The sequence below is a fragment of the Halobaculum halobium genome (assembly GCF_030127145.1).
In the GTDB taxonomy this organism is placed as follows: domain Archaea; phylum Halobacteriota; class Halobacteria; order Halobacteriales; family Haloferacaceae; genus Halobaculum; species Halobaculum halobium.
The window spans coordinates 2,466,514-2,487,001 of sequence record NZ_CP126158.1; the positions used below are offsets into that span (position 1 = coordinate 2,466,514).

The window sequence follows — 20,488 nt, forward strand, 5'->3', positions numbered from 1 at the left end:
ATAACTCATTCGTCTACACGGTGCTGGTTGTCGCCGGCCGAGAACCGATCGTCTCGACTCGCGATCGCTCCGGTCGGTGGACGCGTCGGTCCGACCCGCTACACGCGTCGAGACGAGACAGGCCGTCTGAGTTCGCGCCGCTCAGACGTGTTCGTTCAGGAAGTCGACGATCGCGCGATACGCTTCGATCCGGTTCGACAGCTTCGAGAAGCCGTGCCCCTCGTCCTCGAAGATCTTCGTCCGCGTGGGGACGTGCTCGCTCGCCTTCTCGGCGATCTGTTCGGCTTCGCCGACGGGGACGCGCGGGTCGTTCGCGCCGTGGAGGACGAACAGCGGCGCGGCGATCTCGTCGGCGTGGTTGATCGGGGAGACGGACTCGAGGAACTCGCGGTCGTCGTCGAGGCTGCCGTACTCGGCCTCCCGCAGTTCGCGGCGCCAGTCGCCGGTGTTCTCGAGGAACGTGACGAAGCTCGCAATACCGACGATGTCGATCCCGGCGGCCCACAGCTCCGGGTACTCGGTCATCGCCGCGAGCACCATGAAGCCGCCGTAGCTGCCGCCCATGGCGACGACCCTGTCGGGGTCGACCGCGGGGTGGTCGTGGAGCCACTCGACGGCCGCCTGGATGTCTGCCACCGAGTCCATGCGCTGCTCCACGTCGTCGAGGTGCGCGTAGGCCTTCCCGTAGCCCGAGGAGCCGCGGACGTTCGGCTCGAAGACGGCGTAGCCGTTGTTGAGGAAGTACTGTTTCACCGCGTTGAACGACGGCCGACGCTGGCTCTCGGGCCCGCCGTGGATGTCGACGATCACGGGGGTGTCCCCCTCGGGCGCGTCGTCCGGCGTCGAGAAGAACGCGGGGATGTCCCGCCCGTCGAAGGTGGGGTAGTGGACCAACTCGGGCTCGACGAACGTCTCCGGCGGGACCCCCGCCGTCGCGGCGTACGTCCATCGCCGCGATTCGCCGGATTTCACGTCCACGACGTACGTGTTCGCGTTGATCGCGCTCCCGGTGACGGTGACGGCGACTTGGTCGGCGTCCGGGCCGAAAGAGACGTCGCCGGCGACGCACTCGGGGAGGTCCGGCTCGGCGAACGGATCGATCCGGTCGGGGGCGGTGAACTCGCCGAGCGTGAGTTCGGTGTAGCCGTCGACGTTGCGCGAGTAGGCGACGCGGTTCGTCTCCTCGTCGACGACGACGCCGTCGACGTTCCAGCCGTCGCCGTCCTCGACGACGAACAGGTCGCCGAGCGCCTCCCCGCCGTCGGCGTCGTCGCTCCGGTCGGTGTTGCCGCTTCCGTCGGGACCGCCGCTCTGGCCGCCACCACCGGTGCTCCCGCCGCGTCCGTCGCCGGCATCGTCTCCGAGCGCGATCCGTTCCAACCGGAGGGTGTCGGAGGCGTGGTCGGTACACGCGTACACGTTTTCCCCGTCGGGCGCCCACTCGGGGCTCTGAAACCGCGCCTCGGTCGTGTGGGGCGTGAGATGCGTGAGCTCTCCCGACTCCACGTCCAGCACGTGGAGGTCGTGCGCGAAGCTCGAGTGCGCCTCGTGGACGAGCAGCCGGGTGTCGTCCGGAGACCAGCCGGCCACCGAGAGCCAGCCGTCTCCCTCGTACACCCGTCGGGCGGCCTCGCCGGTCTCCTCGCGACCTTGGACGTACACGTCGAACACGGACTCGTCGCGGCGGTTCGAGGCGAACGCGAACCGCTCGCCGTCGTGAGACCAGCCGCCCCAGCGGTGCTTCGCCTCGGGCATCCCCGTCAGTTCCGTGACGACGCCGGCGTCGGGGTCGAGCCGGAACAGCTGCACTCGCTCGTCGCCCCCTTCGTCCATCCCGAAAGCGAGTTCGCGACGCTCGGGCGACCAGTCCACGAACGTGACGCGCTCCTCGTAGAAGGTGTGCTGCTCGGGCCACGTTCCCGGCTCGCCGAGGCTCCACACCTGCGGCGTCCCGGTCGTATCCATCAGGAACGCGAGGGTGCCGTCGGGGGCGAACGCCGCGCTGTGAGCCGAACGGACGTTGAGGTACCGCTCGATGTCGTACGTCGGGTCGCTCATGGCGTAGTAGTCCCGGCCGCGCATCGAAAGCGTTCGGGTCGTCGAGCGGGGCCGGACGCACCGGCGACGCGCCGGAGCGACCGCCGCCGCGACCGCACGCCCCCGGGGGAGTATCGCCTCCCTTTTATTCCCCAACTGGTATCCGATCGCACAATGCGCGTCGCGGTGGTCTCGATGGACACGGTGGAGACGCGGGACGCGCCCGCGGTCCGCCGGACGCACCGCGTCGCCGCCGGGCTCGCCGCCGGCGGGCACGACGTACACTGGCTGTGTTCGCAGTGGTGGGGCGGCGAGATCCGCCAGTTCGAGCAGGACGGGATCGAGTATCACGCCGTGAGCCAGCGTCCCTCCTCCGGCCGGTTCCGCTCGAAGCTCCCGTTCGTGCTCCGCCGCGTCGATCCGGATCTCGTCCACGCCGTGTCGGTGCCGCCGGGCCACGCGACGACGGCCAAGACGACCGCGACGATGCTCCGAGTCCCCGTCGTTCTCGACTGGTGGGAGCGCGATCCCGAGCGGGGCTCCGACCGACAGTACCGGAAGGCGGCGACGCGGGCCGACGGCGTGATCGCGCCCTCCGAGACGGTTCGGACGGCCGTCCGAGAGCACGGCGCCAGCGACGTCGCCGCGCGGGTGATCCCCGAGAGCATCGACGTCGACCTGGTCCGGTCGGCGGAGGCGGACGATCGCTTCGACATGGTGTGGGCGCGCGACCTCGACGGCGACGCCAACGTCGGCGAGTTCCTCCTCGCGCTCGCGGAGCTGCGCGACCGCGACTGGCGGGCGGCGATCGTCGGCGACGGCCCCGCACGCGGCGACGCCGAGCGGATGGTCGCCGACCTTCGGATCGACGACCGCGTTCGGTTTCTGGGCGATCTCGACGAGACCGAATTCGTCCCCGTGCTCAAGGGGTCGCACGTGTTCGCCCAGACGGCGACGTACGAGCCGTTCGCGACCGAACTGCTGTGGGCGCTGGCGTGCGGCTGCGTCGGCATCGTGGAGTATCAGGCGGGCTCGTCCGCTCACGAACTTGTGGAGGGGCTCGACCGCGGGCGGCTGGTCACGTCGCCCCAGGAGTTGGCCGACGAGATCGTCGCCTGCGGCTCGCTCACGGAGTGGGAGACGAACGACGGGTTCGCCGGCTTCGACCACGACGAGGTGCTCACCGAGTGGGTCGAGTGTTACGAGGAGGCGATCGACGACCGCGGTTGGTTCTGACGAACCGCCTTTTACGAGGGCCTCGCGCTCTCCGGGCGCTCAATCCCGCCAAAACCCGTTCATGCGGTCGGATTCGAAGAACCCGACTGCTAAGCAGAATCGCGGAGCGATTCTGATGACGATCACAAGATCGCTCGTTCGGTCGCTTCGCTCCCTCACTTGCGGTATAACTGCTGGTACCGTCCGCACCGCTACCGCTCCACCGCGACCGCACCGCGACCGCGTCCGTACCGCCTCCGAGCCGTCCCCCGACACGGATTCGATCGACGGATATAGGTTCGGGACATCCTTAGCCGCGAGCATGGAAGACGACACGCTCAGCCGCCGGGGCTTCATCCGGGGGCGGCGGGCGCGACCGCCGCCGCGGGCGCGGTCGCGACGGGCGCCGGAACTGCAGCCGCACAGGCGACCGCCGACGGCGAGGGAACCGTCGAGGTCGGCGCCGGGAGCGACGGGCTGAAGTACACGCCGGGAACCGACGAACCGCTGTACGTGACGCCCGGGACGACCGTCACGTTCGACTGGGTCTCCGACGGTCACAACGTCCTGTTCGACCAGAATCCCGGGGACGTCTCCGGCCACGAACCCCTTGAGGACGAGGGGTTCTCATTCGAGGTGACGTTCGAGACGACCGGAACATACGAGTACTACTGTGACCCGCACCGGTCGCTCGGGATGGTCGGGACCGTCGAAGTCGTCGAACAGCTCCCGACGCCGACGCCGCAACCCGCTGGCCCGCCGGAGGTCCCCGACTCCGCGAAGAGCCTCGGCATCGCCTCCTTCATCGCGATGGTGTCGACGCTCGGCCTCGCGTTCTTCTTCACGAAGTACGGCGGCGACTACGAACCCCCGGAACAGTAACGGCTCGCTGTTTCGATGCTTGGTCGTCAGTTGGGACCCCAGCGACAGCGACGCCCGTGTCGCGGCACCGCTGACGGCTATCGAGCCATTTCCGAGCGTATCGATCTCGCCGGCTCGCGAGCGACTGTCGGACCGGATATACCCATGTCCCACACCGTCGTTGGACCTCAGACACCGGTCGGTTCGAGAGACACGCTGTCACTACGTGAGGGAAAACTGAGATCTATTCGGTACGTAGTGTCTCAGTTCCGACAGATACAACCCAGGGACGACGAAATCGGTGACGGGGAGCGACAGGGGGATGTCAGAGGCACGCGACGACCAGCGCTCCAGTCGGGGCCGGTCCCGTCACGGGCCGGTGCCGGCTCGCGTCGCAGTCACGTGAACGCCGCAGCAGGGAACTGATTTGATCCGGATCCGACGGCGCGTCAGCGTCGGCTCACAGCGAGTAGTCGTTGTCGCCGTCCTCGCTCGCGAGGAACGCCGTCAACAGGTCGATCGTCGAGCGGACGTCGTCGCCGTGAGCGGTCTCGGTGACGGTGTGGAGGTACCGCGTCGGGATCGAGATGGCGCCGACGGGCTTGGCGCCGTTGGCCTTCTGGAAGGCGGCGGTGTCGGTGCCGCCCGACGGAAGCACCTCCAGTTGGTGTTCGATCCCCTCGGCCTCGGCCACGTCGCGCAGGCGCCGCGTCACTTTCGGGTTCGTGATCACCGAGCCGTCCTTCAGCTTCACCGCCGCGCCCTCGCCGAGCCGGGTCACCTGCTTGTCCTCGGCGACCCCGGCGGTGTCGGAAGCGATCGTCACGTCGAGCGCGACCGCGAGGTCCGGGTCGACGTCGACGCCGAGCGCCTGTGCGCCGCGGAGGCCGACCTCCTCTTGGACCGTTGCACAGAAGTGGACCGTCGCCTCGGGGTCGGTCAGTTCGCGCGCGGACTCCAGCATCGCGAACAGGCACACGCGGTCGTCGAGCGCCTTCCCGGTGACCGTGTCTCCCATCTTCACCGTCGACTGCTCCATCGTGACGAGGTCGCCGACGGAGACGATCGCTTCGACCTCCTCGCCCTCGCGCCCGAGGTCGATCACCACGTCCTCGACGGCGTCCTCCTTCTCGCGCTCCTCGTTCGTGAGCGTGTGCGGCGGGACCGAACCGATGACGCCCGTGAGGTCACCCTGTTGCGTGTGGACGCGAACGCGCTGGGCGCGCAGTACGCGAGCGTCCCAGCCGCCGAGGGCGTCAACCTTGAGGAAGCCGTCGTCGGTGACGTGCTTCACCATGAAGCCGATCTCGTCCATGTGTGCTGCGACGGCGACCTCGTAGTCGCCGGAGCCCTCAATCGTGCCGATCACGTTACCCATCGAATCGGTGCGCACCTCGTCGACGGCCTCGTCGAACACGGTCCGGACGCGGTCGCGGACGCGGTCCTCGTAGCCGGGGACGCCGCTGGCCTCGGTCAACTCGCGCAGCAGGTCGAAATCGAAGTCGAACGCCATGCGAACGGCTTCGGCGGGCCCACGATTAATCGCGGGGGTTCCGGCCCGGACCGCCGGCTGTAGAAACTCTCCCGGTGTTTTCTGTGGTTCCGGAACGCTTTTGCGGCCATCGCCCCGCCGTATGCGTATGTCCGAGGATATCGAGGCGGACCTCCGCGAGCAGTTTACAGACGCGTTCTCCGGCGCCGACTTCCCGGTGTCGAGCCAGATGGACCTGGTGCCCGCGCTGCCGCAGGGCCCCGGCACGAAGTTCGAGTCCGGCGACTTCTCGGTCACCGCGATGGAACTGGCCGCGAAGCTCGGGTCCAGTCAGGACTTCCCCTACGAGGACGTCGAGACGCTCGTCGACGACGTGATCGAGGGGCTGAAAGACAACGGAATGATCTGAGCGGCGACGACGAACACCCCTTCTCGACGCCACTCGAACGCCGAGCCCAGCGACGGCGTCGACGGGTCGCCGGCCGACCGGCGAGAGGTTCAATAGCGCCCGTCGCCAACTGCGGGTGTGTTCGGTGAGTGGCTCGCGGCGCTTCCGGGATGGCTCGTGTGGGGCGTCGCCGCCGGTGCGGTCGCCTCGGTCGGCGTCGCGAGCGTCTTCCTCGCGGCCAACCGACTGTTCCCAGACCCACCGACGCGGACCGGCGGCCCCGATCAGGGATCCCTCCGACGAACGGCCGAGATCCGCGACTACCTCCGGCGCATCGACGAGCGGTTCGTCGAGGACGCTCCCCTCCACGGGACCCGCGTCGCCTTTCACCTCCCCGAGCGGAACGTCGCGCTCACCTTCGACGTGCACGCGTACTTCGCGATTCGTGACGACGAGGACAGCCACACCCACGTGATCCTCTGTGAGCACGAGATGCCCGGGCGCCACCTCGGGCGCCGGCTCCCGTTCGATGTCCCCGAGGTGCATCTCGGCCCCGAGACCGCGACGGCGCCGGTCACCGCCGCCTTCGACACGCTCGGGCTGCCGGCCTCCGCCGACGAGGAGTCCGTCGAGCGGGCCTACCGCGAGAAGGTGAAAGAGACCCACCCGGACCAGGGCGGGAGCCGCGAGGCGTTCTCGGAGGTCCGGGAGGCGTACGCGACCGCGCTGGACCACGCCGAGGAGTCGTCCGGAGCCGGTCGCGGACGCGCCTGACGGAAACGCCCGGCCCTACCGCGAGATCCCGCCGTCGCCCTCGGCGACGACGCGCTCGACCTCCTCGGGGGTGACGACAGCCAGATCCCCGGCGATCGTCCGTTTGAGCGACGCCGTCGCGGCGCCCCACTCCAGGGCGGCGTCGACGTCGCCGCCGGCACACCGCTTCGAGAGGAACCCGCCGACGAACGCGTCGCCCGTGCCGATCGCGTCGAGCGTGTCCGCCTCGTACACCGGCTGTTCGAACACCTCGTCGCCGTGGAGCGCGAGCGCGCCGCGGTCGCCGCGGGTGATCACGACCGTCTCGAAGCCGAAGTCGGTCGCCAACCCGTGTGCGACCTCGACGGCCTCGCCCTCGCGGTCGAGCACCGCCTCGGCGTCCCGCTTCGCGACGAACAGCGCGTCGACGTGCGCGAACAGATCCGTCAGCGTCGCCCGAGCTTCCTCGTGGCTCCAGAGCTTGCTCCGGTAGTTCAGGTCGAAGCTCGTCGTCGCGCCCGCAGCGCTCGCGCGCTCCAGCACGGCCCGCGTCGTCTCGGCCGCCCGGTCCGACAGCGCCGGCGTAATCCCGGTGGTGTGGAACGCGGTCGCGTCCTCGAGCACCCCCAGGGGAAGCTCCTCGGGCGTCACGGTCGTCACCGCCGAGTCGGCGCGATCGTAGATGACGTTCGTGCCGCGGGGCTCGCCGCCGTGTTCTAAGTAGTAGGTGCCGAGGCGCGCGTCGTCCTCGAACGCGACGCCGGTGCGGACGCCGCGGGCACGCAACTCGCCCACGACGCGCCGCCCAAGCGGCGAGTCGGGGAGCTTCGACAGCCACACCGAGTCCAGATCCAGCGACGCGCCCGCGACGGCGACGTTGCTTTCGGCGCCGCCGATGCGAACGTCGAACGCATCGGTCGTCTCCAGGCGGGTCCCCTGCGGCGGGGAGAGGCGAAGCATCGTCTCTCCGAACGTGACGAGATCGGTCATGGCCGAGCCGACGGCCGGGGCCATCAAGAAGGGTCTGGAAGCGGGTCGACCTACTCCGCGCGCCGACCGCCGTGACCGGGGTAGTCGCGCTCGAACCGATCTTCGATCTCTGCGCGCCCGAACTCGACGATCACCGGGCGGCCGTGGGGGCACGCGTAGGGGTTCTCGCAGTCGTCGAGCGCGTCCAGGAGTTCTGTCACGCTTCCCTCGGTCAACGAGGTGTTGCCCGTCACCGACGGGTAACACGCCAGGTCCGCCAACAGCGCGTCCGCGACCTCCGAGACGGGCCGGTCGCCGGTGGTCACCTCGTCGGCGAAGGCGGCGAGTACGTCGCGCAGGAGATCCGGGTCCAGCGTCGCGTCGAACACCGCAGGGACCGCCGTCACCGCGACGGCGTGGCTCGGGGCCCCGCTCCGCTCGGCGCTACCCCCACCGTCGGTGCTGTCGTCGTTCCCGGCGGGTGCGTCAACGCGCTCGGCCCGGAACCCGACCTCGCGCAGCGCGTCACGGAACGTCTCGAACAGCTCCGACTCCCGCGCCGTCAGCTCCAACTCGACAGGCGCCGCGAGCGTCTGTGCGGGGGCCCCGTCGCCGACGGACCGCTGGAGCCGCTCGTAGTTGACGCGCTCGTCGGCCGCGTGCTGGTCGACCAGCACGAGGCCGGCGTCGGTCTCGCAGACCACGTACGTGTCGTCGTATTGACCGAGCACGCGCATCGCCGGGAGGCGGGTACGATCGGTCCGCTCGTCGGTTGTCCCGCCCGCGAGGGTCGCCTGCGAGGGCGCGCCCCACGTTCGCTCGCGGTCGGCGTCGGGCGTCAGCGTCGACTCCTCTGGTTCGTCGCTGTCGCCGTCGTCGTTGAGTCCGCCGGTATCATCGGTACCGCCGTCCTCGCCGGCACCATCGCGCTGGCCGTCCTCGGTTTGCCACGCCCGCGGCGACGGCGCGCCGCCGGCGGTGGCGTCGGTTCGGCCGCGCTCCGGGTGGTCCGTCGGGCGGTCGCTCGCGGCGTCGCCAGCGTCCCCGATATCGACGCTCCAGGCGTCGTCGTCGGCCGCTCCGGACGGGGCGTCGGCGGCATCGCTCTCGGGGGCGCCACTCCCGTCGTCGCCGTCGGCCGCCGATCCGTCGTTCTCGTCCCGATCCGGGGGCGAGATACCGTCCTCGGGCGCGTCTGGCGGGTCCTCCGCGGTCCCGGCGTCCGAACTCCCCCAGGCGTCGAGCACGGAGGAAGTGGCCTCCGTGCCGCGGCTCGTCGCGTCGGCGGTCCCCCCAGCACTGTCGCTGCGGTCGTCCGCGCCGTCGCCGTCGTCGCCGCTGGCATCGCCGCCTTCAGCGGCGCGACGCTCTGCGGCCGCGCGCTCGTGGTCCGTGCCGGCGCCGCCGACGACTTCGGGGTCGACGGCCGCCTCGTCGGGTGCCGAGCGGCCGCGAGGGGCCGACGACCGGACGAGCCCGTGGTCAAGCAGCGCGGACCGCACCGCCTCCCGGACGGTCCCGATCACGTCGGCGTCGTCGTCGAAGCGGACCTCGGTCTTGCGGGGGTGGACGTTCACGTCGACGGCCGCGGCCGGCACGTCGACGAAGAGGACGGCGAACGGGTAGCGGTCGGTCGCCAACTGGCCGCCGTAGGCGTCGACGACCGCCCCGCGGAGGTCGCCGTCGCGCACCCAGCGGTCGTTCACGTAGGTGGTGAGGTACTCCCGGCCCGCGCGGGTCGTCTCCGGGTGCGAGACGAGCCCGGTCACCGTGACGGCGCCCGACTCGGACGCGAACTCGACGTCGACCATCGACTCGGCGACCTCCCGGCCGTACACCGCGAGCACGGCCGAGCGGCGGTTCCCGTCGCCGGGCGAGGCGAACACCTCGCGGCCGTCGTGCTCCAGCGACACCGCCACGTCGGGGTTCGCGAGCGCGTACGCGGAGACGACGCCGCTGACCCGGTCGAACTCCGTCGCCGGCGTCTTGAGGAACTTCCGGCGAGCGGGGGTGCGCCCGAACAGATCGCGGACCTCGACGGTCGTTCCGACGGGACTTCCCGCGGGCTCCACCTCGCCCTCGTCGCCGTGGTCGACGACCAACTCGGCGCCGGTGTCGGCGTCGGGCGTGCGCGAGCGGACGGTCAGCTCCGCGACCGCGCCGACGGAGTGGAGCGCCTCGCCGCGAAAGCCGAGCGTCGCGACGCCGGCGTCGAGGTCGTCCATGCCGTCGAGCTTGCTGGTGGCGTGTTTCGCCACGGCCATCGGGATCTCATCGGGGGGGATCCCCGCGCCGTCGTCGCGAACGCGGATGCCGTCGATGCCGCCGTTCTCGACGGCGACGGCAACCCTGGACGCGCCCGCGTCGAGCGCGTTCTCGACGAGCTCTTTCACGACGGAGGCGGGTCGCTCGACGACCTCACCCGCCGCGATCTCGCGGACGGTACGGTCGTCCAACGCGCGGATCTCCCCGGTCATCGCTCGGACGCTCGCGGCCGAGCGGTATCAATCCCGTGTTCGGGCCCGCGATCGCGGGCGGCGGTCGCGCGACGCCTCGTGACGTCCCGCGAGACCGTCTGGCTCCGCCCGCCCGCGATTCTACGGGCTGAGAACTCCGACGGATGGATTATATACAGTCGTCGCGTCCGCCGGGATACGCAGATGAGCAGGAGTGGAACGCAGCAGGGAGTGGGATCCCGGGACGACGAGCGCTCGCGGTCGTCGAAGGCCGAATTGGTGTTGACACCGCCGGGCCCCGAACGCCGGACGACGGTGAAGCGGCAGGCGGTCGCGGGGTACGTCGAGCACCCGACGGTCGTGGAGTTCACCTACGACACGGACCCGGTGGCGCTCCACGAGCGCTGGCGCGCCGAGGTCGGCGCGCCTCCGTGTCACCTGATCGTTGACGCCTCGGGAACCGGGGAGATCCCCGGGCCGCGAGTCGCCGCCGACGGCGGGTCGTTCGCCGTCGAGGGCGCCCACCCGCAGGACCTCACCGGATTGTGCATGAAGTGGCAGGACGCGCTGGCGGAGGCTCGCGGGCAGGGAGGCCTCTTCGTCGCGTTCGACTCGGTGACCGCGCTCCTCCAGTACGTCGACCTCAGCGTGGCGTACCGATTCCTCCACACGCTCGTCACCGGCGTCCACCGCGTCGGCGCCCGCGCGCAGTTCTACCTCGACCCGAAGGCGCACGAGGATCAGACCGTCTCGACAGTCCAGGGGCTGTTCGACGCGGTCCGGCGGGTCAACTGACGGGCCACTCGCGACGGCGACACACCCTGCAGTACTCCGGCCCGCACTCGCGGGGCCGCGACACGCTGATGCACCCGCCGCGCGTCGTTCGCGTATGGGTCTCCAACGCCGATTCGGCGACCTCGACAGCTTCTGGGAGCGCCACGCGAACCCCAAGAGCGGCTGGTCTCGGCTGCTCTCGGTCCCGTTGTTGCTGGCGGCTGCCTACACCCGCGATCGCCGAGTGCTTGCGGTCGCGCTCGGCTGGACCGTCGTCAACCCGGTCGCCTTTCCCCGCGTCGACCGCAGCCCCGAGGGCGACCCGGCGTGGATGACCCGCGTCGTCGACGCCGAGCGCGCGTGGCTCCGCGGCGACGTGTCGCCCGGCGGCTGGGACCGCCTGAACGCCTTTTCGGCGCCCGTCACCGCCTATGCGCTGTACGCCGCTTACCGACGCCGACCGGTCCGAGCCGTCATCGCGGGGGCGGCATCGATGGCGCTGAAGCTGGCGTACGTGTGGGGACTGGAGCGGCGGTGGAGCGGTGAAACTGCCGGAAGGCGCTGATTCGGGAGGACGCTGATTCGGGAGGAGGATGATCGGGAGGCCCTGATTCTGGGTGACGCTGGTCCATGAAGACCGCAGGGTAGCTGGAGAACGCGGTCGTACCGGTGAGCCGCGGCGCTACGGTTCCGGCAGGTCGATTTCCTCGCCGTCCGCGTACACGGTCGGATCGGTCACGATCCCGTCGAGGTGCAGGGGCGCGTCGGTGTCGCCGCCGATGCCCGCGTCGTCGCCGATGGCGATGTGAACGGTGCCGGCGGCCTTCTCGTCGAGCAGCACGGAGCCGACGAGGGCAGTGACGCCGACGTTCGTTCCGATGCCCAACTCCGCGAGGTTGTACGCGTCGCGACCGACCTCCTCGGCGGCCGCCTCGACCTGCTCGCGCACCTCGTCGTCGGAGATGTCGGTGACGAAGCCGTCCTCGACTTCGAAGCGGAGTTCGCGACCGTCCAGCAGGCCGTACGGCATCATCGTCCCGTCCACGACGTACGTGCCGTCTGCGGTTTTGGGGCTGACGAACACCTCTCCGGCCGGGAGATTCGAGAAGGAGCCGGGCTCGCTCACGTCTCCGGTGTCGGACAGGAACTCGCGGTCGCCGGGCTCGAACGTGATGTCGGTCCCCGCCGCCGTCGTGACGCGGATCTCGTCGGCGTCGTCGACCTGCGCGCGCACGTCCGCGCAGTGGCGCGCGATCGTCTCGTAGTCGGCGTCGAGCCCGGTGACGAACACCTCGCGGGTGATCCCCGGCAGCGTCGCGCCGCGGGCGCCCGCCCCGCAAGCGTTGCCGCGGGCGCGAGTGTGGCTGAGGCTTTTCGTCGTCGGTGCGAGGAAGGCGTCGGCTTCTCGCATCGCGGCTGCGACGGGCGCCGGCGGCTCCGTTCCGTGTTGGCCCGCGGGCGGGTAGCGGACGATACTCGCGTCGTCGGTGACCTCGCTGGCGACGGCATAGAGGGCCTCGCCGATCGCCTCGCGCTTGTCGTCGGTGACGACCGCGAGCGACTCGTCGCTCCCGAGGTCCAGGCACTGGTGGATCGCCGTTTCGGCCGCCGCGCGGAGGTCGTCGTCCATACCGACGCTGGGATCCGATCCGGTTTGGTCCTGTCGGAGCGGCGGTCGCGAGGACCGCGTGCCGGTCGGTCTCTGCGGTCCCCGATCGAGCGATTCCGCCGAATTCTTGGCGCTTACTCGATATGTAGTTGCTTTCTGATTAACGAACCCGTAACGATTAACCCCGGTGACGAAGGACCAACTGACAATGATCCAGGTGGGCGTCAACGGCTACGGCACGATCGGCAAGCGCGTCGCCGACGCGGTGGCCGCACAGCCCGACATGCAGTTGACGGGCGTGGCGAAGACCCGCCCGAACTACGAGGCGGAGGCGGCGGTCAGGAAGGGCTACCCGCTGTACGCCGCGATCCCGGACCGCGCGGACCTGTTTCACGAGGCCGGGATCGACCTCGCCGGCGAGGTCGTGGACATGGTGATGACCGCCGACGTGATCGTCGATACGACGCCCTCCGGCATCGGTGCAGACAACCGCGAGCTGTACGAGCGCTACGACACGCCCGCCATCTTCCAGGGCGGGGAGGACGCGGACGTCGCCGACGTGAGTTTCAACGCCCGCTCCAACTATGACCGCGCGCGGGCGGACGACGTCGACACCGCCCGCGTCGTCTCGTGCAACACGACCGGGCTCTCGCGGCTGCTCACGCCGCTGATCGAGACGTACGGCGTCGAGAAGTCTCGCGTCACGCTCGTCCGCCGCGGCGGTGACCCGGGGCAGACCTCCCGCGGCCCGATCAACGACATCCTCCCGGACCCCGTCTCGATCCCCTCACACCACGGCCCGGACGTGAACACGATCCTCCCCGACGTAGACATCGACACGCTCGGCGTGAAGGTGCCGGCGACGCTCATGCACCTCCATTCGGTGAACGTCACCCTCGACTCGGCGCCAACGGCGGCGGAGGTGCGCGACCTGCTCTCGGCGGAGTCGCGGCTGTTCATCGTCCCCGAGGAGACGGGGATCGACGGAACGGGGAAGCTGAAGGAGTTCGCGATGGACACGGGTCGCCCGCGGGGCGACCTCTGGGAGAACTGCATCTGGGAGGACTCCGTCTCCATGGAGGGCTCGGACCTGTACCTGTTCCAGTCGATCCACCAGGAGTCGGACGTGATCCCCGAGAACATCGACGCGATCCGAGCGCTGCTCGACTGGGAGGACCGCGAGACGAGTATGGCGAAGACCGACGAAACGCTCGGCGTCGGCCTCGAATCGCTGTTCGACGGCCAGCGCCAGCGCGTAGTGCCGAAGAGCAACGGCGACGACTGAGGCGTGGCCGACCGGAAGGGAGGCATCGAGTGGATGGCGGAGCGGCCCCCGTATCGCCCCGCCCACGAGGAAATCGACGTCGAGGAAACGAGGCCACGAACCAGCCGGGGTGCAAGCGGCGCGAACGGAGCGAGCTACCCCAGCCTCTCGAAGGACACCTCGCCGGACGCGGTGTCGACCAGCGCCGCCGAGGGCCCCTTCTCGCGACCGGGTATCGGGACCCCGCCCGGATTGAGGTGAACTGTGCCGTCGCGCTCCTCGTGGACGCGCTCGTGGGTGTGCCCGCGACAGACGTAGTCGTAGCTGCCGCTGGCGAGCAGCGCGTCGACGATGGGCTCGCTCGTCCCGTGATAGACGGCGAACTCGGCGCTTCCGAGCGTCAGTTCCGCGAACTCGCCGTGGTAGGTGCCGAACGCGTCGACCGCGTCCGCCAGCGCCCACTCGCCGTCGTTGTTGCCGCGGACGGCGTGGAACGCCCAGTCCGCGTCCGGGTTGTCGCCCGAACCCGGTTCGAACGGGGTCGCCGAGAACGGCGCGACGATGTCGCCGCAGTGGATCGCGACGTCGACAGCGGCGTCTGCGAACGCGTCGACCGCCGCTTCGACGTACTGTGCGTTGTCGTGGGTGTCGGAGACGACGCCGACGAGCATACCCCGCGTTCGGTCGCCCGGCGCATCAAACGCCCGGCTCAGTCCGCGATCTCTCCCTCGGCGCTGCTGACCAGCAGTTCGATCGCCGGCAGCGGCTCCCCGGTCAGCGCGCGGATGTAGGCGCCGCCGGCGATCGAGACGTGCGAGAAGTCGTCCTCTGACATCCCGTACATCGTGATCGCGCGGGAGGTGTCGCCGCCGCCGACGACAGAGAAGCAGTCGGTGTCGGCGATCGCCTCCAGCACCCCGACGGTGCCGACGCTGAAGCGCTCGTCCTCGAACACGCCCAGGGCGCCCTTGACGAATACGGCCTCCGAGTCGCGGATGACCGGTACGTACTCCGCGACGGTCCCGGATCCGATGTCGAGGAACGACTGGGTCTTCTCGATGAGATCGCCGACGGCGACCTCATCGCGTGCCCCGTCGGCACCCTCGAACGCGAGATCGGTGGCGAGTGTCACCTGGTCGCGCCGCTCGTCGAGCACCGAGCGGATCGTCTCCTCGTTGGCGCCCCACTGGCCGTCGAACAGGTCCGTCTCGACGTCCTCGCCGACGGGGTAGCCCGCGGCGCGGAGGAACAGCTCGCCGGCGACGCCGCCGAGGAGGAACCGGTCGACTTTCTCGTCAAGCGCCTCCATGACACCGATGACGTCAGTCGCCTTCGTCCCGCCGACGACCATCGTCACGTCGCCGTCGAACTCGCGCTCGGCGATGGCGGTGTTTGCCTCGTACTCCGTCTGCATCACGCGGCCCGCGTAGCTCGGGAGTCTCAGGGGGAAGCCGACCAGCGAGGCGTGCTTGCGGTGTGCGGCGGAGTACGCGTCATTCACGTAGGCGTCGAACTCCGGCGCGAGCGTCTCGACGAAGTCGCTGTCGGCGTGCTCCTCGGGCTCCTTCTCCGGTAACTCGTCGTCGGTCATCCGAGTGTTCTCCAGCAGGAGCACGTCGCCCGCGTCGAGGTCGCGGACGGCGGCGAGCGCGTCGTCGCCGAAGGTGTCGGCGACGAAGTCGACGTCGACGCCGGCGTGCTCGGTGAGGATGTCGGCGTGCTGTTCCAGCGAGAGGAAGGTGTCTCTGCCCGGACGCCCCTGGTGGGCCATGAGCGCGACGCGGTGGCCCGCCTCGGCGAGTTCCGCGACTGTCTCGGCGTGGCGAGAGAAGCGGCGGTTGTCCTGGACGACGCCGTCCTCGACCGGGGAGTTGAGATCGAGACGGACCAGGACGCGCTGCTCGGCGGGCAGATCGTCGAGGGTGCGGAAGGTGCTCATCACGCGGACGGTCGACCGTGAGCGACTTAGAAGGCGCGGATAGCGCGGACGCCGTCGCTGGTGACCCGTGGCGACAGGTGGCCGTGCTCGGAGCGCAGGCGGGGCTCCCGTCGGAGTTCCCGCCCTGTCGACGCGTCGTCGGGCCACGCGCGCTCACGGCCGTCGCCGTTCGCATCGAGGCCTCCTTCTGCCGGCCTCGCACTCCGCCTCCTGACGTCCCCTCGCGCTCAGCGCATCGGGCGCGCTGGTGGGGTATCGCTGAAGAAGGTGCGTGCGAACCGTTCGTGACCGATTCGATTCGGAGGAGCCGCCCCGGCCCCTCGACGCCCCGGCCTAGTCGTCGCTCGCTTCCGCCTCGGTCCGGGAGGCGCGCTCGGCCGCGCGGTCGATGAACTCCTGCGGGAGTTCGTCGATCTCGCCGGCCTGTACGCCCCACAGGTGCCCGTAGAGGCCGTCCTCGCTCAGGAGCTCCTCGTGGCTGCCGCGCTCGGCGATCCGACCGTCCTCCAGCACGAGGATCTGGTCGGCGTCCTTGATCGTCGACAGGCGGTGGGCGATCGCGAACGTCGTTCGGTCCTCTGTCAGCTTGTCGATGGAGCGCTGGATCAGCATCTCCGTCTCCGTGTCCACGTCCGAGGTCGCCTCGTCGAGCACGAGGATCTCGGGGTCCTTCAGGACCGCGCGGGCGATAGAGAGCCGCTGGCGCTGTCCGCCCGAGAGCTTCACGCCGCGCTCGCCGATCTCGGTGTCGTAGCCCTCCGGGAGGTTGGTGATAAACTCGTGCGCCTCCGCGGCCTTCGCGGCCTCGACGATCGACTCCTCGTCCGCCTCGAAGGTACCGTAGGCGATGTTGTCGCGGACCGTCCCGTAGAACATGAACGTGTCCTGGCTCACGTAGCCGAGCGACCGGCGCAGGCTCGGGATCGTCACGTCGCGGATGTCCTGTCCGTCGATCTCGATGCTTCCCCCCTCCACGTCGTACATGCGGAGGAGGAGCTTCAGGACCGTCGACTTCCCGGCGCCGGTCGGACCGACGAGCGCGAGCGTGTCGCCCCCGTCGACCTCGAAGGAAATGTCGTCGACGATGGTCTCCTCGTCGTAGCCGAACGTCACGTCGTCGTAGACGACCTCCCCGTCGTCGACGACGAGGTCCTCGGCGGCCGGGTCCTCGACGATCCGGGAGGGCGTGTCCATGAGGCCGAACAGGCGCGCGCTGGACGCGCGGGCGCGCTGGTACATGTTGATGATGGAGCCGAACTGCGCCATCGGCCAGATGAACCGCTGGGTGTAGAGGATGAACGTCGTGAACACGCCGACGGTCAAGTCGTCGCCGCCGGTCAGCCACAGCGGCGCCTCGCCGAGCACCCACAGGCCGCCCACGGCGAAGGTGATGACGAAGCCGACGCCTGCGATGACCCGGAGGGCCGGGAAGAACTTGATCCGCGTCGTGATGGCATCCCAGTTGGCGTCGTAGTACTCGCCGGAGACGTCGTCGACGCGGTCGGACTCGAAGCCCTCGGTGTTGAACGTCTTGATCACCTTGATGCCCCCGAGGTTATTCTCCAGCCGGGAGTTGAGGTGGCCGACGGTCTTGCGCACGTCGGCGTACTTCGGCTGGATCACGTCGATGAACTTCCAGGTCACGGCGGCGATGACGGGGACCGGAAGGAGCGAGACGACCGCCAGCCGGGGGTTCAACCAGAACATGATGGCCGCGATACCGAGCACCATCACCGACAGCCGGAACGCGGAGTTCATGCCGTCGTTGAGGAACCGCTCCAGCCGGTTCACGTCGTTCGAGAGCACGGACATCATCTCGCCGGTCTGCTTCTCGGCGAAGAAGTCCATGTTCAGGCGCTGCATCTTGTCGTAGGTGTCCGTCCGGATGTCGTGTTGGATGTTCTGGGCGAAGGAGTTCCAGCCGAAGTTGCGGATCCAGTGGAACACCGACCCGCCGAAGAACGCGAACGCGATGATCCCGACGGTGAACAGTAGCTGGTCCCGGGGGCCCGTCGGGATGACGCTCGCGGGCACCAACGGGAGGTCGAATGGGATGTTCTGCTCGAACACGGCGTCGATCGCGATCCCGAGGAGGAGCGGCGGGAGCAGATCGAGGACCCGCGCGGCGACGCTGCCGAAAAAGCCCAGCCCGAAGTACGGGAGATTTCTGGACCCGTACTCCGAGAACAACCGCTTCATCGGATTATCCGTCTTCTCACGGATATCCTCGAAGGGGTCGTCCTCGTCGGAGGGATGACTCATTACATACTCTCAGCGACACCAGAACCCTAAACGGTTCGCTTCGAATCGAAATACTTCGATGCCGGCGAGGGCACTGCCGTCACCGCCCGCCGTGGCGACTCAGTAGTCGCCGGCGATCTCGACGGTGTCGCCCTCGCACACGTCGTGATCGTCGGTCCAGCCGTACGGCACTTCGAGCACGTAGTTCCCGGTTCCGCGGTACCGTCGGAGCTCGGACTCGCTCGTTCCCCTCGGCGGGAGTTCGGCGTGGTGGATGCGGGTGACCGTGCCGTTGGCGGCGATGAACACGATGTCGATCGGGAAGGCCATCTCGCGCATCACGTACGCGTACTGGCCCTCAGAGTCGTGGACGAACAGCATCCCCTCGTTCTCGCCGAGCGACTCGGTGTCGGAGAGCCCGGTATAGCGTTTGCTGTAGGTGTCGGCGACGCGTGCGTCCACGGTCCCGAGTTCGGCGCCGCGCTCGTCGACGACGGTGACGGTCGTGCGATCGTACTCGTCGTCGTTCGCGACGTTCGCGACGGTTCCGGTGCAGCCGGCCAGTACGACCAGCAGCGCGACGAGCGCGGGCACGACGCGGCGACGGGCGACCATAGGGAGACCGTCGGGTGGGAGGCGGGAAAGGATATCGGGCAAAAGGTAAGCGTTATTCGAGCGCGGGCGATGTATCCGGGTACGGGCTCGTGGTCTAGTGGTTATGACGCTTCCCTTACAAGGAAGAGATCGGTGGTTCAACTCCGCCCGAGCCCAGTTCTGCCGCCGACACGGCGAGGAGCGGAGCGACGAGCCGTCGGCGGCGTCTGGCGTGTCAGGAGTTGAACCCTGCAAGTCGCGCGCAACGAGCGAAGCGAGTGAGCACGTCTTGCTCCGGTTCAACTCCGCCCGAGCCCAGTTCTGCAGCCGAGTTACTGAGGAGCGAAGCGGCGAGCGGTCGGAGGTGTCCGGCGTGTCCGGAGTCGGGGGTCCGGTGTCGGCGTAGCCGGGAGCGTCGCCGGCGAGGTATCGGAAGCGACGTTACTGGGCCGGGGCGGCGTCCGCGTACGGGAAGTTCTCGATCGTCTCCTCGCGGAACGCCTCCTCGTCGAAGGAGTACTCGCCGTCGAAGAAGTCCATCAGCGTGTGGGTGTCGCGCATCGCGTTCTTCAGGCACGTCGAGGCGCCGGGGGAGGGTGTGATGTTGAAGATGATGTCCTTGCCGACGATCTTCGCCTCGCCCATGTCGAGCGAGCGCTGCTCGGTGTCGACGATCTGCGGGCGAACGCCGCCGTAGCCCTTGGCGCGCTCGATGTCGTCGAGTTCGACGCTCGGGACGACCTTCTGGACGTGCGGGAGGAACTGCTTGGGCCCGATGGACGGGATGTCGTACACGAGGTTCCGGAGCACGTACGGCAGGAGGATGCGGTCGGCGAGGATGTTGGCGTAGCTGAGGAACGACGCGGCGTTGAGCCCGAACACGTCGAGGAAGTCGGGCACCGTCGAGAGGCGCCCGCGTTCGAGCGCGGGAACGAGCTTCGCGGTCGGGCCGAACCGCGTCACGCTCCGGTCGTGAACGTCCGCGTCGCCGTGGATGGCCGCGAAGGGGAGCTTCTTCATCTGCAGCGTGTACACCTTCCCGTTCAGGAGATCGTCGGCGAGGAAGAAGCTGCCGGCGACGGGGAGCAGGACCTTGTTCTGGCCGTATCCCAGCTGTTTCGCCATCTGCAGGCTGTGCGAACCGGCGGCGACGACGGCCGCCTCGGATTCGACCCGCCCGGCGCTCGTCTCGAACGTGTAGCCCTCGGGCGTCGGCTCGACCGACTCGACCGCCGTCCCGGTTTTGATGTCGACGGTCGCCTCCTCGCGGGCCTGCTCGACGAAGGACTTCGTCGTCTCGCCGTAGTCGACGACGTAGCCGTCGGGCGTCTGGAGCGCGAGCATGTCCGTGTCCGAGTCGCGCCCTTCGACGACCTTCGGCTCGATCTCGCCGATCTCCTCGCGGCCGATCGGTCGGAGCTTCGGAAAGAGGTCCCCGAACCCGTTCTCGTGGTACCGCTGCTCCAGTTTCTCGACCTCCTCGTCGCCGACACCCAGCACCATCTTGCTGCGCTTGGCGTGCATCTCCCGGTCGGCGTCCTGGTTCTCGAGGTAGCCGGCCAGCAGCTCGGCGCCCTCCTTGACCTCCTCGGCCTTCTCCAGGGTGTAGTTCGTCTCGATGTCCCCGAAGTGCAGCGTCTGGGAGTTGTTCGTGTGATGGGAGTTGATCGCGGCGACCTCCGGCTCCTTCTCGATCAGCGCGATCGACCCGATATCGGTGAACTTCGCCGTCGTGTACAACAGCGACGCACCGCTGATACCTCCGCCGACGATAACGAGGTCGTAGTCGGACATTGTGGTAGGTGCTATCTACACTGCGCTACTGCAGGCAGATAACTCATCTTCTTTTCGTCCGGCGTCGCCGCCGGGTCGTCGGACGCCGGGCGGTGTTCCGTC

At 69.1% G+C, this 20,488-nt stretch carries 18 protein-coding genes and 1 tRNA gene; 8 read left to right on the forward strand and 11 right to left on the reverse strand.

Features of this window, described 5'->3' with window-relative positions; all coding sequences use genetic code 11:
- Positions 1 to 141: 141 nt before the first annotated feature.
- Positions 142 to 2,058, reverse strand: coding sequence for a S9 family peptidase (locus tag P0Y41_RS12885; protein WP_284061720.1), 1,917 nt, complete (start codon positions 2,056 to 2,058; stop codon positions 142 to 144).
- A gap of 153 nt (positions 2,059 to 2,211) precedes the next feature.
- On the opposite strand from P0Y41_RS12885, the gene P0Y41_RS12890 reads away from it, so the two are divergent.
- A complete protein-coding gene (locus P0Y41_RS12890; protein WP_284061721.1) occupies positions 2,212 to 3,273 on the forward strand; it encodes a glycosyltransferase family 4 protein in 1,062 nt (353 codons plus the stop codon).
- A gap of 332 nt (positions 3,274 to 3,605) precedes the next feature.
- Here P0Y41_RS12890 and P0Y41_RS12895 read toward each other — a convergent pair whose 3' ends face one another.
- Entirely contained in the window at positions 3,606 to 3,788 is a 183-nt protein-coding gene (locus P0Y41_RS12895; RefSeq protein ID WP_284061722.1) for a hypothetical protein, read from the reverse strand.
- Here P0Y41_RS12895 and P0Y41_RS12900 point away from each other — a divergent pair.
- Positions 3,760 to 4,134, forward strand: coding sequence for a plastocyanin/azurin family copper-binding protein (locus tag P0Y41_RS12900; RefSeq protein WP_284063419.1), 375 nt, complete (start codon positions 3,760 to 3,762; stop codon positions 4,132 to 4,134). The genes P0Y41_RS12895 and P0Y41_RS12900 overlap by 29 nt on opposite strands.
- Positions 4,135 to 4,573: 439 nt before the next feature.
- Here the strand turns inward: P0Y41_RS12900 and P0Y41_RS12905 are convergent, their stop codons facing one another.
- The gene (locus P0Y41_RS12905; RefSeq protein ID WP_284061723.1) at positions 4,574 to 5,626 is read right to left on the reverse strand and encodes a M42 family metallopeptidase; all 1,053 of its coding nucleotides are present in this window, start codon (positions 5,624 to 5,626) and stop codon (positions 4,574 to 4,576) included.
- Positions 5,627 to 5,753: 127 nt separating this feature from the next.
- Here P0Y41_RS12905 and P0Y41_RS12910 point away from each other — a divergent pair, with 127 nt between their 5' ends.
- Entirely contained in the window at positions 5,754 to 6,014 is a 261-nt protein-coding gene (locus P0Y41_RS12910) for an MTH865 family protein (RefSeq protein WP_284061724.1), read from the forward strand.
- 117 nt (positions 6,015 to 6,131) lie between these two features.
- Positions 6,132 to 6,767 (forward strand): J domain-containing protein, encoded by a 636-nt coding sequence (locus tag P0Y41_RS12915; protein ID WP_284061725.1) that lies wholly within the window; start codon positions 6,132 to 6,134, stop codon positions 6,765 to 6,767.
- Positions 6,768 to 6,782: 15 nt separating this feature from the next.
- Here P0Y41_RS12915 and kdgK1 read toward each other — a convergent pair whose 3' ends face one another.
- Positions 6,783 to 7,736: a bifunctional 2-dehydro-3-deoxygluconokinase/2-dehydro-3-deoxygalactonokinase gene (gene kdgK1, locus P0Y41_RS12920; protein WP_284061726.1), complete on the reverse strand. Its 954-nt coding sequence runs from the start codon at positions 7,734 to 7,736 to the stop codon at positions 6,783 to 6,785.
- A gap of 50 nt (positions 7,737 to 7,786) precedes the next feature.
- On the reverse strand, positions 7,787 to 10,192 hold the full coding sequence (mutL, locus tag P0Y41_RS12925; protein WP_284061727.1) for a DNA mismatch repair endonuclease MutL: 2,406 nt from the start codon (positions 10,190 to 10,192) through the stop codon (positions 7,787 to 7,789).
- A 183-nt stretch (positions 10,193 to 10,375) separates the two neighbouring features.
- Here mutL and P0Y41_RS12930 point away from each other — a divergent pair, with 183 nt between their 5' ends.
- The gene (locus P0Y41_RS12930) at positions 10,376 to 10,966 is read left to right on the forward strand and encodes a DUF7504 family protein (RefSeq protein ID WP_284061728.1); all 591 of its coding nucleotides are present in this window, start codon (positions 10,376 to 10,378) and stop codon (positions 10,964 to 10,966) included.
- 94 nt (positions 10,967 to 11,060) lie between these two features.
- Positions 11,061 to 11,510 (forward strand): DUF6653 family protein, encoded by a 450-nt coding sequence (locus P0Y41_RS12935; protein WP_284061729.1) that lies wholly within the window; start codon positions 11,061 to 11,063, stop codon positions 11,508 to 11,510.
- A 117-nt stretch (positions 11,511 to 11,627) separates the two neighbouring features.
- On the opposite strand, the gene P0Y41_RS12940 is transcribed toward P0Y41_RS12935, so the two are convergent.
- Entirely contained in the window at positions 11,628 to 12,575 is a 948-nt protein-coding gene (locus P0Y41_RS12940; protein WP_284061730.1) for an aminopeptidase, read from the reverse strand.
- A 187-nt stretch (positions 12,576 to 12,762) separates the two neighbouring features.
- Between P0Y41_RS12940 and P0Y41_RS12945 the strand changes: the two genes are divergently transcribed.
- Entirely contained in the window at positions 12,763 to 13,839 is a 1,077-nt protein-coding gene (locus P0Y41_RS12945; RefSeq protein WP_284061731.1) for a type II glyceraldehyde-3-phosphate dehydrogenase, read from the forward strand.
- Positions 13,840 to 13,973: 134 nt separating this feature from the next.
- On the opposite strand, the gene P0Y41_RS12950 is transcribed toward P0Y41_RS12945, so the two are convergent.
- The 4 genes from P0Y41_RS12950 to P0Y41_RS12965 all read right to left on the reverse strand — a co-directional run bounded on the left by P0Y41_RS12950 (position 13,974) and on the right by P0Y41_RS12965 (position 18,613).
- Positions 13,974 to 14,489, reverse strand: a complete 516-nt coding sequence (locus tag P0Y41_RS12950) for a metallophosphoesterase (protein WP_284061732.1) — start codon at positions 14,487 to 14,489, stop codon at positions 13,974 to 13,976.
- 38 nt (positions 14,490 to 14,527) lie between these two features.
- The gene (locus P0Y41_RS12955; protein ID WP_284061733.1) at positions 14,528 to 15,757 is read right to left on the reverse strand and encodes a phosphoglycerate kinase; all 1,230 of its coding nucleotides are present in this window, start codon (positions 15,755 to 15,757) and stop codon (positions 14,528 to 14,530) included.
- Between the two features lie 333 nt (positions 15,758 to 16,090).
- The gene (locus P0Y41_RS12960) at positions 16,091 to 18,019 is read right to left on the reverse strand and encodes an ABC transporter ATP-binding protein (protein WP_284061734.1); all 1,929 of its coding nucleotides are present in this window, start codon (positions 18,017 to 18,019) and stop codon (positions 16,091 to 16,093) included.
- A gap of 99 nt (positions 18,020 to 18,118) precedes the next feature.
- Positions 18,119 to 18,613 (reverse strand): DUF192 domain-containing protein, encoded by a 495-nt coding sequence (locus P0Y41_RS12965; protein ID WP_284061735.1) that lies wholly within the window; start codon positions 18,611 to 18,613, stop codon positions 18,119 to 18,121.
- Positions 18,614 to 18,696: 83 nt separating this feature from the next.
- Between P0Y41_RS12965 and P0Y41_RS12970 the strand changes: the two genes are divergently transcribed.
- A tRNA-Val gene (locus tag P0Y41_RS12970) sits at positions 18,697 to 18,769 on the forward strand.
- A gap of 264 nt (positions 18,770 to 19,033) precedes the next feature.
- Here P0Y41_RS12970 and P0Y41_RS12975 read toward each other — a convergent pair.
- Positions 19,034 to 20,386 carry an FAD-dependent oxidoreductase gene (locus P0Y41_RS12975; RefSeq protein WP_284061736.1) on the reverse strand — a complete coding sequence of 451 codons (1,353 nt, stop codon included), beginning with the start codon at positions 20,384 to 20,386 and terminating at the stop codon, positions 19,034 to 19,036.
- Between the last annotated feature and the right edge of the window lie 102 nt (positions 20,387 to 20,488).

Bases quoted from the DNA above. Each gene is read 5' to 3' on its own strand.
- P0Y41_RS12885 (WP_284061720.1), bottom strand. From the start codon at position 2,058: ATGAGCGACCCGACGTACGACATCGAGCGGTACCTCAACGTCCGTTCG.
- P0Y41_RS12890 (WP_284061721.1), top strand. From the start codon at position 2,212: ATGCGCGTCGCGGTGGTCTCGATGGACACGGTGGAGACGCGGGACGCG.
- P0Y41_RS12905 (WP_284061723.1), bottom strand. From the start codon at position 5,626: ATGGCGTTCGACTTCGATTTCGACCTGCTGCGCGAGTTGACCGAGGCC.
- P0Y41_RS12910 (WP_284061724.1), top strand. From the start codon at position 5,754: ATGTCCGAGGATATCGAGGCGGACCTCCGCGAGCAGTTTACAGACGCG.
- kdgK1 (WP_284061726.1), bottom strand. From the start codon at position 7,736: ATGACCGATCTCGTCACGTTCGGAGAGACGATGCTTCGCCTCTCCCCG.
- mutL (WP_284061727.1), bottom strand. From the start codon at position 10,192: ATGACCGGGGAGATCCGCGCGTTGGACGACCGTACCGTCCGCGAGATC.
- P0Y41_RS12930 (WP_284061728.1), top strand. From the start codon at position 10,376: ATGAGCAGGAGTGGAACGCAGCAGGGAGTGGGATCCCGGGACGACGAG.
- P0Y41_RS12935 (WP_284061729.1), top strand. From the start codon at position 11,061: ATGGGTCTCCAACGCCGATTCGGCGACCTCGACAGCTTCTGGGAGCGC.
- P0Y41_RS12940 (WP_284061730.1), bottom strand. From the start codon at position 12,575: ATGGACGACGACCTCCGCGCGGCGGCCGAAACGGCGATCCACCAGTGC.
- P0Y41_RS12945 (WP_284061731.1), top strand. From the start codon at position 12,763: ATGATCCAGGTGGGCGTCAACGGCTACGGCACGATCGGCAAGCGCGTC.
- P0Y41_RS12950 (WP_284061732.1), bottom strand. From the start codon at position 14,489: ATGCTCGTCGGCGTCGTCTCCGACACCCACGACAACGCACAGTACGTC.
- P0Y41_RS12955 (WP_284061733.1), bottom strand. From the start codon at position 15,757: ATGAGCACCTTCCGCACCCTCGACGATCTGCCCGCCGAGCAGCGCGTC.
- P0Y41_RS12960 (WP_284061734.1), bottom strand. From the start codon at position 18,019: ATGAGTCATCCCTCCGACGAGGACGACCCCTTCGAGGATATCCGTGAG.
- P0Y41_RS12965 (WP_284061735.1), bottom strand. From the start codon at position 18,613: ATGGTCGCCCGTCGCCGCGTCGTGCCCGCGCTCGTCGCGCTGCTGGTC.
- P0Y41_RS12975 (WP_284061736.1), bottom strand. From the start codon at position 20,386: ATGTCCGACTACGACCTCGTTATCGTCGGCGGAGGTATCAGCGGTGCG.